The sequence below is a fragment of the Methanobrevibacter thaueri genome (assembly GCF_015062905.1).
GTDB classification, from domain to species: domain Archaea; phylum Methanobacteriota; class Methanobacteria; order Methanobacteriales; family Methanobacteriaceae; genus Methanocatella; species Methanocatella thaueri_A.
Genome location: NZ_SUTK01000001.1, coordinates 1 through 16159, shown reverse-complemented (window position 1 = coordinate 16159; position 16159 = coordinate 1). Strand labels below are relative to the sequence as shown.

The window sequence follows — 16159 nt, the reverse complement described above, 5'->3', positions numbered from 1 at the left end:
ATGTTCTAGATATCATACTTTAACCGTCAATTAGACAGAAAAATTGACAGAAGGTAGATATCATGAACATTAAAATAAACACCATATGTTTCATCATCCTACTTTTTTTGCTTATTGGAACCGCTTCGGCAGAGGAAATGGACAATGAAACATTGCAACAGACAATCAAACAACCAGAAGACGAAATTTGCCAGATTTCTCCCGAAAGCCAGGATGAAGTCATGGCAGGTTGCGAAAATATGGAAAAGCTTGAGGCTAGTCTCAGCAATGAGAAGATAGAAGCAGGCAATTCCAAAAAGGCATATGCAAGTCCAATAACCGACAGCAAACTGAAAGTGAACATAAAGGCTCCGGATGTGAAGATGCACTACAAGGACGGAAGCAAACTTACTGTTACGGTCAAGGACGAATTGAAAAAAGCAGTGAAAAAATCCAAAGTGAAAATTACCATAGATGGAAAAACCTACACCAAAACAACCGATTCGAAAGGAAAAGCATCGATAAACCTTAACCTGAAAAGCGGTAAATATACTGTAACAACCACATTTGACGAAACGAAAAACTATCATAAGAACAGCGTCAAAAGTACCGTAACAATCAAAAGCACAATAAAAGCGGGTGACTTTTCAAAATACTATAAAAATAAGGCATCATATAGCGCAACATTTTATGACAAGAAAGGAAAACTCCTTAAAAATACCAATATCAAATTCAAATTGAGCAGCAAAAGCCATAGCGTTAAAACCAACAAAAAGGGCAAAGGAAAACTGGCTATAGATTTGAAACCCGGAACCTACAGCATTTCATCTATCAACTCCAAAACCTCCGAAACAATCACAAAAAAGATAACAATCAGGACAATCCTTGAAACAGGGGATCTGACAATGGACGAAAAGGACGGAAGCAAATTCACAGTCAAAGTGCTGAACAGCAACGGAAAGGTTTCACCCAATAAGAAAGTGACATTGAAAGTGAACGGCAAAACATACACTCCAAAAAGCGATTCGAAAGGTATTGCAGCACAGACAATAGACCTGCCGGCCGGAAAGTACAGTATTACAACCGAATATGAAGGGCTTGTACATACCAATCATATAACAGTCAATGCAGTAATGAAAACAGCATCCTTCAGCCACATTACCATGATTCCGGATTATGTCAATGTAACCGTCCCATATGCTTTCCATAATTCCGCCTACACCCTGAAAACAGGAAATGACGGAATAATAAAATTGCCTAAAAAGGATGTTTTTGCAATTCACATAAGCGAAACCAAACATTACCTGTTCTCCACAGCTCCGCAGCCGGGGATTGATGCAAATGTGATCTGCTATAAAACATATCTTGTGCCGTTTGACGGAAGCAGTCTCAAAAGCGATTACAACAAGGCCAATTTAAAGGGTGACGGAGTGCTGATTTCAAAGGCAAATGACTATACACAAATCGAATTCAGAAGTACGACACAGTGCGATGCGGACCTCTTCGGATTGACTATGGACAAGCATCGGGATGACATCGAAATCATCACATACTTGCAGAACGACTTGATAAAGGCAAGGATATTGTTTTTCACCGGCAGCTATGATGAGGTAGGCCTCAGAAGCAATTTGGGAAAATTATATGAAAAGAATGCCTATGAAATCAATTATAACAACTACGACCAGCTAACCATGAACAATGCCGAAAGCATCATGTTTACAAATACGGGAAAAAGCGTCATATATGACGATTCAAGAAACTCGATCATGCCAAGCATATCCAGAGAGGACATCAAAACAAAATTGATTGTCAATGGAATTGAAGAGCTTGAAAAAAGTGAAAGCATAAGCTATGGTCGCAGTGATTTATATAACGTTGTCAGAGGCTTTGAAGTGCTTCAGTCATATGCCATAATCAACAATAAGGTAACCTATGCCACCCTGGATAAATGGTTAAAGGTGAATTCCGGATACCTTTCAAGAATCGGAATAATGAACATCTATGGAATGTTTCTGGCGGGCCTTGAAACAGCATGGCTTGCAGACGAGATAGCCGACAATTATGCAAAGGAGTTCAATGTAAAATGGGACCGTAAAAGGACAACAACAATACTTGGAGGAATCAACTTTGATGACACCTATCTTCACATATTAAACGCAGATATGGGAATGAATGTTGCCGGAAATAACCAAAATTCAGCAATGTTTAGACTGATGAACTCGTTTTACCTGCCGAATATTGAAAGTTATGTATTGAATCCAGTTGCCGAGAGATATTCAAACAATCTGACAAATTCTTTAGACAGCCTTTACGAATCCGTTGAAAATAATAAATTCAGCATTGCTCAGATTGGAGAAATGTTTTATATTCTATGTGAAGACGGAAGCAATGCCACAATTGTCATCAATTCAACAAGCGGAATATCCAACGCGATAATAATTGACGATGATTTTGCATACAAAGGCTCACTAGTCCCTACATCCTGTGACTGCTGCAGTGTAGGAACAACCCCAGTCGACATAATCAGCGGCATCGGAAACACCTATGCAAAAATCAAAAGATCCAGCGGAAATATCATTGACAATATTATGAATAAGATTCACCCGCTGACTGTGGCAGGGTATATGGTCAGCAATCTGGTTACGGGAATTGCCGGAAAGATTGTGACCGGAAGCCTGACATTAGGTCTTGCAAGCACCATTGGAACAATGATGGGAATACATGGAGCTGGAAATTATATAAAAAATAAATTCGTTGATAAAAAAGATTGGCATTGGGCGTATGAACATGTTGCATTCACCAGAGACGGATATATGCAGGGCAAAAAGTTCTTCAACATCCCAAAAGATGACGGCACATATGATTATGTTGAAGTCACAATAAATCCGGATGGAAGCCTAAACAGGAACGATGCATTATATGTCGGCGACGGATATACTAAAAAACTGTCAAAAAGCGAAACATACCAGTATTTTACTGAAGAAAAATGGACCGCATGCAATATTCCAAGAAAATACCAGATTTATGAAGTTCCTTACCCATTGTGAGGAAAGAAAAGTTAAAATAATCTTATTTTAACTTTTTTTAGAATGAAAAAAAATATGATAAATATCAAAAATATATTACATTGTTAAAAGTTTAAAGGAGAAATAAAATGGAGAAAAGTGAGTTAATATTTGGAATAATTATAATAATAGCATACACCATATGTTCAGTAGCTTTAAAAATCCCGATTGTTGCTCATTTAATGTTTGGAGCACTGCTCTTAGGAGTAATAATAATTGCAATACTTTTAAAATTCAAACAGAAATATGAAAATGAGAAAATCAGCAAGATATTCAGGGCCATATCAATAATTTTCATTATCTGTTATGTAGTGTCCTTCATTTACGAGACATTCTACCATAAAGCATTATTTATTGACTCTGCAATATTCATATTCCTAATATTGATTGTCGAGCTGATTAGTTGGATTTTAAGAAAAAATAATGATTAAAAGTTAAAATTTTTAACTTTTAATTTTTTTTACAATTGAATAGCTTCCTGAACGACTTCGTCGTTGTCCTCATCGTCATAGAGGATGTGTGCCAATTTCAATAGCTTTTCCTGACCTTTGACCTCATCCTTGAACAATGGCACTTGAGCAATGTGCTGGTCAGGGAACTTCTGGTCGATTAAGGCCAATCTCTTTTGCTGGAGCTTGTGTCTTGAGTGGCAGAAATCACAGTCACAGATGTCAGGCATCACCTGATTTACAATGACGCTGTCGACAGTTATGTCATATTTGCCTAAAGCTTCCAGGGCCCTTTCGGATTCATAGATTGACATCTCCTCAGGAATGACGACCATCTTGAAGGTTGTCCTGTCAGGATCAGACAATACCTCTTTTGCCTGGTCGATTTGCTCTTTTGTCCTTTTCAAGTCCTCTGATGTTTGAGGATCATCGACTTCATCCATGAAAGGCATGATTTTTCTGAGTGCATTTGTTGCTGAACCTAGTTTTGCCTTAAGCATCATCATCTTGCCCACCCATGAGTCCATTACTTCAGGGAAGGACAATAATCTTAAGGTGTGTCCTGTAGGTGCTGTATCGAACACCACAACATCAAATTCATCTGAATTCATTACTCCCATGAACATTTCAAATGCTGCGGCCTCATCTGCTCCAGGTGAAGATGATACCATGTCCAATTGGTCGGACAAAAAGTCCATGCCAAACAGGCTATCGCTATCATCAGGATTTGCTGCCTTTTGGGCTTCCAGTTGTGCCTGCTTTTGTTCCATTGCAACATCAGGGTCGATTTCAACTGCGAATAAGTTGGTTTTGATTTCACGTGGGTAGCTGCCGATTGGAACTTCCAATGAATCGGATAGAGAGTGTGCAGGGTCAGTTGATACAATCAATGTTTTTTTGCCCTGTTCAGCCAGCCATAATGCAGTGGCGGAGGATACTGAAGTCTTTCCGACTCCTCCTTTTCCCCCTATGAAAATGAATGTTGTCTTGTCCTTGTTGAATTTGAAATAATCTTTAAATGCCAAATAAAAACCTCCTTAAATAAACATGCTTTTACTTACTAAATGTTATTTTAATTCCTTATAGTATATAAATTTAGTTATTATAGAACATTACAATCTAACACTGTGATTTATAACATGGGCAAACATAAACACTTGTGCGAGAATTGGACGATACCACCCTACTTTTAGAAAAAATTAATCTAATCTAAATGGATAAGTCCCAGTTTTATCAAATTCCAATTCTAACCATCTTTTAAGAATTGGCTCAGATAAATAGTAAAAATTATTCTCTAAAATAACCAATTCCTGGTGTTGAAGATTTACCAAAGGCTTGCTAATAGAACCGGTAGTAACATTTAGCGTTTTTGCAATTTCGTTTCTTTTTAAAGGCCCATCAATTAAAGAAATTATTATGTATTGTTCACGTAGCGTTAATTTATCCCAGATTACAATTAAATGAGAATTAATAACCTTAATTTTTTCTTCAAATTCCGATTTTACAATATTTTCATTCAGTTCAATATCTTTTGGAAGCAGTGTTGCAAAAATATTAACATATGCAGGAATCCCCGAAGTGCATTTAAAAAACCTGTCAAATCCTTCATCGGAAAATTTTAAATTCGGAGCCTCTTGTGTTAGATATGCTTTAACAGTTTCCTTGCTAAATGGAGATATGTTGATTGTAAGCATCCTGCCTCCAAATGCCCCTCTTTGACTTGCAATTTCTGAAATCAATTCGTCCTGCATACTCATTGATCCAGAAAAAACATAAGATACATAATTCTGATTTTGTACATAACTCCTTAATTTCCATAAAAATGATTCCTTATAATCATCCAATTCCTTAATGATTTGAAACTCATCTATAAAAATCAAAACCCCCTTTATCTTATCAGAATTGCTTTCATGAATCTTTTCAGGCATTATTAAAACAAAATCCATTAATTTTTCAACATTGGTTTTGCTGCCGAAAATAGGTATCGGGAACTTGTCAATTTGTATGAACTCCTTGATTTTGAAATCATTTACCTTAAAGTATTTCTCTATTTTTTTATCCAATGTATTTAAATTCTTATTTTTAGCCTCAATCAATAATTCCTTAAAGAAAAATTCCATCAGTCCCCTTACAGACATGTTTCTTTTTTGATAACATTCGGCCTTGGAAAAATTGATGTATACCACAAGATAGTCATCATCCAATTCTTTTTTAATTTTTTTAAGAAATACTGTTTTCCAACGCCCCTAAGGCCAGTTAACAAAATTTGTGGTGCATTTCCATTAGATGTAGTGTTTAAAAGACTTTTAAGATTATCTGTTTCTGCAACCCAATTGTAGAATTCATCTTCACGAAGATTTTCTCCATATAAAGTTATTCATTATAAGAATAAGTATTCCATATTAGAATAATTATAAAAGTTATTCAATTATAGAATAAGTATTCCATATTAGAATAAAACTTAAGGTTATTCAAACTAAAAATAATATTTAAGTTTACAATTTGCATAGTCCCTCCGACAATTACACAGAGTTACAGATTACAACTAATTTAAAGAATAATTTTTCAACTTCAATACGTATTTTGAATCCATTAAATATTCAATAAGGAATACTTTACATATTATTATATTAAATTAACTATAAAATATAGATTGCAATCTGCATTCCAAAGCCAATCATATGGTTTGTAAATAGCGGATAATCCGCTGACACATTTCCATATGCGGAAGCAAGAATGCTGCCCATTATAGGCGAAATCAGCATTGCCCCGATAATTACTGCAGTTGAACTCATATTTAGACCGACAGAAGCGATTATCATCGCACATACAAGCACACACATGTTGGTTCCGGTGATTTTTCCACCATCCAAAAGACATTCCTTAATCTCCTCATGAGAAGCGGAATCCTCCGATAATGAAAAAGCCATCCTAATCTTTTCCTTTATTGTTTGATTTTGATCATTATTCACACTCATACTCTCATTTCCTTTATATCCCTGACCCTAGGCATTTAACTAATCTCAAGAATGTCCCTCAAACCCAAAGTTCAGGTAACTTATATTACCATTTCAATGTTTCAATATTTAAATCTCTTTAAAAATCATTTATAAGTGTCAATTAAAGAACTTAATCATGAACAAAATACAAAGCAATCAAACAGTAACATGCTTATATTATTTTTTTACTTTTAATGGATACTTTCCATAATTTAAGAATTTAACTTAAAATTTAATAGTGGTGACACAAAAAATATATACATATATAAAAAGGTGATTTAATTATGGACTATAGGAAATTACTCGGAATTATATTTATAATATTGGGTTTGCTTTTCATAGTTTACCCAATGTACAGCGCAGCAGCTGTATCATGGATCGCAGGAATCTGCCTGATAGCATTCGGATTTGCTTCAATTATTGACGGATTTTCAGTGTGGAGCATGATGGCCCACGTTTCAGCAATCAAGATATTGCTTGGTATCTGTGCAATACTATTCGGAATATTGTTTATTTATGAAATAGATGCATTATCATTCCTAGTTGGATACATATTCTATTTGATTGCATTTGTAATGATATTTGCAGGTATTGCAGGCATATTTTTCGGATTCAATTCAATATCAAGAATTACCTCAGTATTGATTTTAATCTTAGGTATAGTGGCATTCTTCTTAGCAACATTTTCAATCGCACAGCCGTTATATACAGCAATCCTTGTAGGAATATGTCTTATTATGGAAGGAATAACATTCTTTGCATCAAGTATCGTTGAAAGTTAAATATTAATGTGATATAATGGATAAGGAAACTAAAGAACGTTTGGGCGAAATTAGAGCAGCCGTAAAAAAATATGGCTTCGATAAAATTTTAGGCCAAACAGCAAAAAACAAAATACGCGGAAAAGACGATGCTGCAGCCAATGAACTTTTGCTGGATGATGAAATTCCCGTAAAGCTAAGATTGATGCTTCAGGAATTGGGAACCACATTCATCAAATTTGGCCAGCTGTTAAGTACAAGACCTGATATCGTTGGGGAAAGGATTGCGGAGGAGCTTGCAAATCTGCAGGACGACAATCCGGCAATAACATACGAGCAGGTCAAGGCAATAGTCGAAAGGGAACTTAATGGAAACATTGATGAGCTTTTCGAAGAATTTAAACATGACCATTTAGCTACCGCATCCATCGGACAGGTTCATGAAGCAAGATTGATTACCGGTGAAAGAGTTGCAGTCAAAATCCAAAAAGAAGGCATCACCGACAAGATTGACCTTGACATAAGGATATTGAAATATATTGCCAACCGTACTGACAAATTGAATGCAAATCTCAGGAAACTTAACCTTCCGGGAATAATGGACGAGTTTGACCGTTCAATTCATAAGGAAATCGATTACAACAATGAATTCATGAACATGCAACGCATTGAAATGAATTTCGTTGAAAATCCAGCCATACACATTCCGGCCACCTACGCCAAATATTGTTCCTCAAAAGTATTGACAATGGAATTCATTGAGGGTACCAAATTAAATGACGTGTATGAAAGCACCAGCGATGAGTTCGACAAAAAACTCTTGGCAAAAAATGTCCTTGACTCATATCTCCAACAGCTGTTCATAGACGGATTTTTCCATGGAGACCCGCATCCGGGAAACGTGATGATTCTTGAAGACAACGTAGTGTGCTATCTTGATTTGGGTATGATGGGATTCTTCGATGAAAAATTCAAGCATGACCTTTCCGAAGTGATATTGCTGTTCATGGACCAGGACGTTGACGGATTGATAAATCAGCTGATGTACATGGACATATTGGATTATGACATTGATACCTCTTCATTAAGAAGGGACCTCAATGACCTCTTCGGAAGATACTTCGGAGTTCAGCTGAACCGTTTCGATGGAGTTTTAGAGGCACTTCTAAACCTTATGCAGGAATATGGCGTGATTCTTCCAAATGAAGTCGTCACAATGGCAAGAGGCCTGTCAATGATTGAAGCAATTGCCCACAATCTTGACCCTGAAATCGATGTTTTCGCATCAATCAAACCTGTTGCAAAACAAATTGCAAAACAAAGGCTCAGCCCTAAGCAGATGTTAAAAGGCAAAAAAAGCAACCTCATCCTATATGAGCATATGCTTCAGTCCCTGCCGAAACTTCTCACAAGGACAATCCACAAAATCGACAATGAAGAGTTGCAATTCAGGTTTGAAGTCGACATTACCGATAAGGTTACAATAGTCGCATTGATATCCGCACTTATAATCGGATCTTCAGTCGTTTCATTCGGACCGATGGTATTTGATATGCCTTTAATTTCTTTGATCGGGTATATAATAGCCATTATCCTAAGTATTATCGGCCTTAAAAGATTTGTCTTAAAATAAGATAGAAATTATGAGGAATTTTTTCCTCAATTATTATTTTTTTAAAATTAGCTGTCCCATCCGATAACATGCCAGATTCCATCTGTTTTTCTAAAATTGGCCACTGTATCGGAAATCCATCTCAGTTCCCTGCCGTAGACCTTGGCAGTCAACCTGACTTTGGATATTAAGGAAGCTGACTCATCATCATCAAACAGAATTGTAGGATCCATTATATCGGATTTTGAAAAATCCATGGAACCGTCACCAATCTCAGAGATGAATTCATTTTTATCCTGAGACCTGTTTGGAGCCTGAGTGATTCTGAAATCATCTGAAAGGATTTCATCCAGCTTTTTTGTGTCGGCTTCAATCAATGCATTTTGAAACTCGACAAAGCTATCAACGATTTCCTGGTCTGCACCGGAAAATGACTTCTCACAAAATAGTTCTACATCAGACATGATATTAATATATAAATTAATAAGTACATATTATTTACTGTATGAATGATTAGGCTGGTGAAATCATTAGCGAAATTCCGGAAATAAACTGCAAAAAAACAAAGGACACAATTGTTGAATTCATCAAATCAAAAGTATCCGAGTCCAAAACCGACGGGATTGTAGTCGGCTTGAGCGGAGGAATCGATTCGACATTGATAGCCTATCTTGCATGCGAGGCAGTTGGAAAGGACAATGTATTTGGAATTGTCATGCCGTCCGCTACAACACCGGCTGAAGACACTGTTCATGGAATCGAAACAGCACAAAGATTAGGTATCGAATACAGAGAAATAGCTATCGACAGCATTTTGAATGAATATCTATACCTGACACGGCTTGAAGAGGATAATCTTGCAATAGGAAATCTCAAGGCAAGAATCAGAATGTCAATCATTTATTATTATGCAAACGCTAAAAACTACCTTGTCAGTGGAACAGGTAACAGAAGCGAAATTCTGATTGGTTATTTCACAAAGCATGGAGATGGCGCATGCGACATGGAACCGATTGGAGACCTATACAAGAGTGAAGTTTACAAGTTAAGCGAATACCTGAACATCCAAGAGGAAATCATCAGAAAGCCTCCAAGGGCAGGCCTCTGGGAAAACCAGAGCGATGAGGAAGAAATTGGAATGAGTTACGATTTGCTTGATGAAATCCTATATCTCTTTACTGAAAAGGATATGAAAAATACCCAAATAGCTGAAAGACTTGACATTTCAGTTGATGACGTTAATATGATTATCAATAAAATAATTAGGAGCGAACACAAAAGCAAAGTTCCTGAAATTCCTAAAAAAATATTATAATGGTGATTTAGTGAGCGAAAATATTGAAAAGAAATGGCAGAAGAAATGGGCTGATGCGAAAATATTCGAATCAAACCCTGACGAGCGAGAAAAACTATACCTTACCGTTGCCTTTCCATACCCTAGTGGAGCAATGCACATAGGCCACGGCCGTACTTATACCGTGCCTGATGTTTATGCAAGGTTCAAAAGAATGGAAGGCTACAACGTATTGTTCCCAATGGCATGGCACGTTACCGGTGCACCGGTTATCGGAATAGCTGACAGGATTCAAAGAAAAGACCCTTGGACACTTGACCTGTACCACAGAGTCCACGGAGTTCCAAAAGAAACATTGCCAAAACTTGAAGACCCTGAATACATCGTGAAATACTTCTCAACAGAATACCATGAAGTGATGGACGAAATGGGATATTCTATCGACTGGAGAAGGGAATTCAGAACAATCGACCCGACCTACAGGAAATTCATCGAATGGCAGATAACCACATTATATGAAAAGGGATTGGTTCAGAAAGGAGAGCACCCTGTCAAATACTGTCCGAACTGTGACAACCCTGTTGGAGACCACGATCTGCTCGAAGGTGAAGGAGTAGGCGTCAATGAACTGACACTATTGAAATTCCCAATTGAAGATAAGATTTTAGTTACCGCAACCCTTAGGCCTGAAACCATCGTCGGGGCAACAAACATCTGGCTGAACCCTGATGTCGAATATGTCTTGGTTAATGCCGAAGGCGAAAAATGGGTAATTACAAAAGAAGCTCACTATAATTTATCCAACCAAATCAAGGATTTGGACATCATATCTGAAATTGACCCTAATGAATTAATAGGAAAAATGGCTAAAAATCCATTCACCGGAGACGAACTGCCAATTTTCCCTGCAAGCTTTGTTAGCGCATCCTACGGAAGCGGTGTCGTATTTTCCGAACCTGCAGATGCACCTGCAGACTACATTGCACTTCAGGACCTAAAGAAAAACGATGAAATGATAGCCAAATACAATTTAGGCGGCATCATTGAAAACGTGGAACCTATTCCGGTATGTACCCTTAAGGGCTATGGGGAAATCCCTGCAGCAGACATAATCGAAAGATTAGGAATTACTGACCAAAACGATGAAAAGCTGCATGAAGCCACCAATGAGCTGTACAAGCAGCAGCACAGTAAAGGTACAATCATCGAATCCATTCCTGACTTTGGTGGAATGAAAGTTCGCTTTGCACGTGAAGAGCTTAAAGAGAAATTAATAGCCGAAAACATGGCAACAATCATGTATGACTTTGCCGAAAGGCCAGTAGTGTGCAGATGCGGAAACAACTGTGTCGTCAAAATCATGGATGACCAATGGTTCATGAAATACGGAAATGAGGAATGGACCGAAAAGACCCTGGAAGTGCTTGAAGGCGAAACCATCATTCCAAAGGAAATCAAAAATAATTTTGACTATTACATAAACTGGCTGGACGATTGGGCATGTTCCAGAAAAGTGGGACTTGGAACCAGACTTCCATGGGACAACCAATGGCTGATCGAGCCATTGACCGATTCTACAATCTACATGTCCTATTATGCAATTGCAAAATACCTACAAGACATGAATCCGGATGATTTGACCCCTGCATTCTTTGACAAAGTTTTATTGAACAAGGATTCAGGCGAAATTACCGTTCCTGCAGAAAAAGTACAGGAAATTCAGGATGAATTCAACTACTGGTACCCATTAGACTGGAGACTGTCCGCAAAGGACCTGGTAGGTAACCACCTGAGCTTTTTGATGTTTGCACACAGCGCAATATATCCAAAAGAAAAATGGCCAAGGGGAACCGTAGTCTTCGGTATGGGACTTCTGGAAGGAAACAAGATGTCTTCCTCAAAAGGTAACGTCATCCTCTTAAAAGACGCAATCAGGGACTACACCGCAGATGTCGTAAGGCTCTTCCTGATGGCTTCCGCCGAACCATGGCAGGACTTCGACTGGAGGGAAAAGGAAGTTCTTGGAACAAAAAGAAGACTTGAATGGTTCAGGGACTTTGCAGCCAGAGTCGAAGAGATAAAAGGTTCACCATTAAACTTAAGCAACATCGAAGAGGTGGAACTGACCCGTACCATTGACTTATGGATGATCAGCCAGCTAAACGAACACATCAAAAATGCAACAGAAGCTTTGGAAGTCTTCCAGACAAGACAGGCATTACAGGATTCACTGTTCCTTCTTAAAAAGGATGTTGACCACTACCTGTACCGTGTAAAACACATAATCGATGCACAGGACCCTGCAGTAATTTACGTGCTGTCAACTGTCCTTGAAGCATGGATCAGGCTTTTAGCACCATTCACTCCACACACCTGTGAGGAATTATGGTCCAAATATGGTGGAGAAGGATTTGTAAGCCAGTCCAGCTGGCCTGAAGCTGACGAAAGCCTTATGGATATAAAAATCGAAAAGGCAGAGTCACTGGTTGAAAACATCATCAAGGATATCGCCCACATCAAGCAGATGGTTGGAGATGAAGTTGAAAAGATTCACATCTACCTTGCCCCTGACTGGAAATGGGACCTTTACAAAATAGCTGATGAAGTAGGAAAACCTGACATCGGCCAGATTATGGGAAGAGCCATCGGCACCAATATCTATGACGACAAAAAGGAAATAGCAATGGTGGCCAAAAAAATCGGTAAGGAAATAACCAAAACCCGCTACATCGGCAAGATCAACGAAGAGGAAATCTTAACCGATGCACTTGACTACATCAAAGAGGAAAGCGGCAATGAAGTAATTATCCACACCGATGACTCATACGACCCACAAAACAAGGCTAAAAACGCAATGCCTTACAAACCTGCAATCTTTATGGAATAATTCAAATTATTCCATCTATTTTCTATTTTTTGTTAACTTAACGAATATTAACAATCGCAGATACTGAAAAATATTATGCATATGGTTTTCCATCTGCAATTCCTTTCTTTTTTTAAAAATTTGCAAAAAAATTTATACCCCCCCTCTAACTCATTTAAAAAAATAAACTAAATTTAATATATATTAATTAAAGAAATATATTACAATTAGAATTTAAATGAGGCATAAACAATGAGTAAAAATAAGGCAATTGTTATCTTTTTAATTTTATTTTCTGTTTTATGTTCACTTTCGGCGGTTGCTGCAAGTGACTTAAACTCGACAGACACTATTGCAAATGATATTACTGAAGAGAGCATTACTGAAACTGCAGATTTTGATGCAGAACAGGAAAGCATATTGAATACAACTGATGAAGAACCGGAAAGCGTATTGTATGCAACGGATGAAGAACAGGAAAACATATTGGATGATGGCGAATCAGGTGAATGGGGCACATTCAGTGAGTTAAGGAATATACTCACTACAAACTTTAATAATGTCGTTTTATATAAGAATTATAGAAGTGAGGGTCCTAAGGACGCAATAGTCATTGACAGCAATATCAACATTAATGGAAATGGGCATACGATTGACTGTGCAGGAAAATCAAATGCATTCGTATTCAGAAATTGTGCAGTTTATTTAAAAAATTTGCGAATTACAGGATTTACCGGAACTTCAGGTTCTAGCTCTTATGCAGTATCTTTTGAATATAGTACTGCGTGCTGCAAAATTGAAAATTGTATTTTTGAAGGCAATTCACATAGTGTATTGTCATTGGCAGGAATCAAAGAAAATACAATTTCCAATTGTATTTTTAGAAACAATTCTGCAAAGGGAGCAGAAATATTTTACGGATCAGGCAACAATGTCATGACTGGATGTATTTTTGAAAATAATGGAAGATTCACATCCAACGAAGGATATGACACCGACAAAATAATTAGTTTAAAAAATGAGTTTCTTGTTGAGAACTGTATCTTTGAGAACAATGTTGCTAAAATGGGAATTGTCTATTTTGAAGACACCATGTATAGTCCTTGTGTTAAAAAATGTTTCTTTGGTGCTGCTCAAACCGATGAGGATTATGGTTTAATTTATTGTGACGGTCCTAACAAAATAGAGGAATCAATTTTTTGCACTCCTGATATAAAAGGAAATGTTAAAAACGGTGATAAATCCGCAGGCTTATCGTATAATCTCTGGCTGGACGGTACAAAATCTAATGAAATCCCTGAGAGATTCGTTGGATCTGGATACGGCTATCAAACCAGATATGAACCATTTATTGTTACCGGATACCAAACAGTGAGAATATATGGCCAAATTTTTTCCAGGTATATTTATGTCCCGACAATACCTAAAGAAGTGAGGCTGGGCGATACTGTTGAATTAAAACTCATGTTTCTCAAATCCGACGATACTCTTTTACAAATGCCTCAAGGAAAACCTGTAACATTTCAAGTCCAATTCAGTGACAGTAACCTAAATCCAACAAACATCACATTCACCAATAAAATTTCAACACCGTTTAATTATACTGCATTGGATGGTAAGGAAGGTACTGTATCAATTTTTTATAACGGTGCACTTATCAGCTCCCTTAAAATAACCCATGCTGGAGAGTATGATTCATTAACCCTACTGAAACATGAGATATCAAAAGCCTCAAATGAGATAAATCTAACTCATGATTATAAGTTCTACTCCTCCCTCGACGATAGAAATGCGATTACCGTTGATAAAGACCTTACAATAAACGGAAATGGCTATACAATTGACGGATGTAAGGGTGTCAACGGCATCTTTAACTTTGCAGGCGGAAGAAACATCACAGTCAAAAATTTAAATATTATAAACGTGAAGGAAACTGCAATAAGAGGCATGTCTTCCGGCAATGACCAGATTACTTTTATAAACTGTACTTTTGAAAACACAGGAGAGGCAATAAACTCAAATAAGATAACATTTATTTCCGGTTGTGAATTTGAAAACATTAAAGCTACCGCTGTTAAGTTATATTCTACCCAAAGCACAGCAAACATTATTGATAACTCAACATTTGAAAATTGTAACAGTAAAAATGATGGTGGTGCGGGCTATATCAATTCAAAAACCGTGATTACAAATTCAAAATTTATAAATAACTATGCAAGCAATGGTGGAGGATTATACATTGACGCAGAAACTTGTGCTGTCGACAATTGTGAATTTATTGGAAATGAAGCTGATTATGTGGCTGGAGGAGCATATTTCTCAAGTGCAAACTGTAATCTTACCAACACTGCATTTATAAATAACTCCGCTGCATCAAATGCTGCATTTTACCTTAAAACAACACCTGTGACAGTGGAAAATAACACAGAAAGCAATAGCACAATAACCAGTAATTCATTTACCCACCTTAATGAGATAATAGCCCAAACCGGAAACGTGCTCATTTTAGAAAATGATTATAAATTCAAATCTAAAGAGGATATGGATGTTGCAAGCGGTATCATTATTAATAAAAACCTGATAATAAACGGTAACGGCCATGCAATTGATGGTGCCGAATATGCCTCAATTTTGATAATCGATGAAGAAACTGCAGACGTAACATTCAATAACATCAATTTTGTCGATGCTCTGGACTATGCTGTCACTATTAAAAGTGCAAAAAGCGTCACTTTCAACAATTGTACTTTCTATTCCTCAAATCATGGTTATTATAATGATGAGGGAGTAATATTTATTGACAACGATGGAGGGTCTGTTACAGATAGCGTGCTTATCAACAGATGTTCTTTCATTGACAATGATATCGACAAAATGATTTATGCAACATCCGGTCAATATACATTAACCGTTAAAGACAGCATTTTTGCAAATCCAAAATCCACCTATGATGTATACATTAAAAACCATAACAATAACAATCTGGATTACAACTGGTGGGGAAACACTGCAGACAACTTTAACAGCACTCCTAAAGTGAATGCCCAATTAAATAATTGGTACTTCCTGAACACTACATTAAAATCCAACAGTGCGACAATATCACTTAACAACTTATATGATGACCGGGAAAA

General features: G+C 37.1%; 11 protein-coding genes. 7 read left to right on the top strand and 4 right to left on the bottom strand.

Annotated features, from left to right (window positions below; genetic code table 11):
• The first annotated feature begins 62 nt into the window (after window positions 1-62).
• Complete coding sequence (locus tag E7Z79_RS00055) at window positions 63-3026, top strand: hypothetical protein (RefSeq protein ID WP_303737978.1); 2964 nt, start codon at window positions 63-65, stop codon at window positions 3024-3026.
• Window positions 3027-3133: 107 nt separating this feature from the next.
• Complete coding sequence (locus tag E7Z79_RS00050) at window positions 3134-3475, top strand: hypothetical protein (RefSeq protein WP_303737977.1); 342 nt, start codon at window positions 3134-3136, stop codon at window positions 3473-3475.
• A 29-nt stretch (window positions 3476-3504) separates the two neighbouring features.
• On the opposite strand, the gene E7Z79_RS00045 is transcribed toward E7Z79_RS00050, so the two are convergent.
• From E7Z79_RS00045 to E7Z79_RS00035, 3 genes are all read right to left on the bottom strand, one after another.
• Window positions 3505-4518 carry an ArsA family ATPase gene (locus tag E7Z79_RS00045; RefSeq protein WP_303737976.1) on the bottom strand — a complete coding sequence of 338 codons (1014 nt, stop codon included), beginning with the start codon at window positions 4516-4518 and terminating at the stop codon, window positions 3505-3507.
• Window positions 4519-4692: 174 nt separating this feature from the next.
• Complete coding sequence (locus E7Z79_RS00040; protein WP_303737975.1) at window positions 4693-5613, bottom strand: ATP-binding protein; 921 nt, start codon at window positions 5611-5613, stop codon at window positions 4693-4695.
• A gap of 519 nt (window positions 5614-6132) precedes the next feature.
• Complete coding sequence (locus tag E7Z79_RS00035) at window positions 6133-6423, bottom strand: hypothetical protein (protein ID WP_303737974.1); 291 nt, start codon at window positions 6421-6423, stop codon at window positions 6133-6135.
• 353 nt (window positions 6424-6776) lie between these two features.
• Between E7Z79_RS00035 and E7Z79_RS00030 the strand changes: the two genes are divergently transcribed.
• Together E7Z79_RS00030 and E7Z79_RS00025 are read left to right on the top strand one after the other, a co-directional pair.
• Entirely contained in the window at window positions 6777-7274 is a 498-nt protein-coding gene (locus E7Z79_RS00030) for a DUF308 domain-containing protein (RefSeq protein ID WP_303737973.1), read from the top strand.
• 16 nt (window positions 7275-7290) lie between these two features.
• Window positions 7291-8886, top strand: coding sequence for an AarF/ABC1/UbiB kinase family protein (locus E7Z79_RS00025; RefSeq protein WP_303737972.1), 1596 nt, complete (start codon window positions 7291-7293; stop codon window positions 8884-8886).
• A 47-nt stretch (window positions 8887-8933) separates the two neighbouring features.
• On the opposite strand, the gene E7Z79_RS00020 is transcribed toward E7Z79_RS00025, so the two are convergent.
• Window positions 8934-9329: a nuclear transport factor 2 family protein gene (locus tag E7Z79_RS00020; RefSeq protein ID WP_303737971.1), complete on the bottom strand. Its 396-nt coding sequence runs from the start codon at window positions 9327-9329 to the stop codon at window positions 8934-8936.
• A 62-nt stretch (window positions 9330-9391) separates the two neighbouring features.
• Here E7Z79_RS00020 and E7Z79_RS00015 point away from each other — a divergent pair, with 62 nt between their 5' ends.
• The 3 genes from E7Z79_RS00015 to E7Z79_RS00005 all read left to right on the top strand — a co-directional run.
• On the top strand, window positions 9392-10180 hold the full coding sequence (locus E7Z79_RS00015) for an NAD+ synthase (RefSeq protein WP_369693412.1): 789 nt from the start codon (window positions 9392-9394) through the stop codon (window positions 10178-10180).
• 10 nt (window positions 10181-10190) lie between these two features.
• Window positions 10191-13046 carry a leucine--tRNA ligase gene (leuS, locus tag E7Z79_RS00010; protein ID WP_303737970.1) on the top strand — a complete coding sequence of 952 codons (2856 nt, stop codon included), beginning with the start codon at window positions 10191-10193 and terminating at the stop codon, window positions 13044-13046.
• A gap of 231 nt (window positions 13047-13277) precedes the next feature.
• Window positions 13278-16159, top strand: a 2882-nt coding sequence (locus E7Z79_RS00005) for a right-handed parallel beta-helix repeat-containing protein (RefSeq protein ID WP_303737969.1), incomplete at its 3' end; no start/stop codon positions are given.

Excerpts from the sequence above, each read along its gene's own strand:
- E7Z79_RS00055 (WP_303737978.1), top strand. The coding sequence starts at position 63 with ATGAACATTAAAATAAACACCATATGTTTCATCATCCTACTTTTTTTG.
- E7Z79_RS00050 (WP_303737977.1), top strand. The coding sequence starts at position 3,134 with ATGGAGAAAAGTGAGTTAATATTTGGAATAATTATAATAATAGCATAC.
- E7Z79_RS00040 (WP_303737975.1), bottom strand. The coding sequence starts at position 5,613 with ATGGAATTTTTCTTTAAGGAATTATTGATTGAGGCTAAAAATAAGAAT.
- E7Z79_RS00035 (WP_303737974.1), bottom strand. The coding sequence starts at position 6,423 with ATGGCTTTTTCATTATCGGAGGATTCCGCTTCTCATGAGGAGATTAAG.
- E7Z79_RS00030 (WP_303737973.1), top strand. The coding sequence starts at position 6,777 with ATGGACTATAGGAAATTACTCGGAATTATATTTATAATATTGGGTTTG.
- E7Z79_RS00025 (WP_303737972.1), top strand. The coding sequence starts at position 7,291 with ATGGATAAGGAAACTAAAGAACGTTTGGGCGAAATTAGAGCAGCCGTA.
- E7Z79_RS00020 (WP_303737971.1), bottom strand. The coding sequence starts at position 9,329 with ATGTCTGATGTAGAACTATTTTGTGAGAAGTCATTTTCCGGTGCAGAC.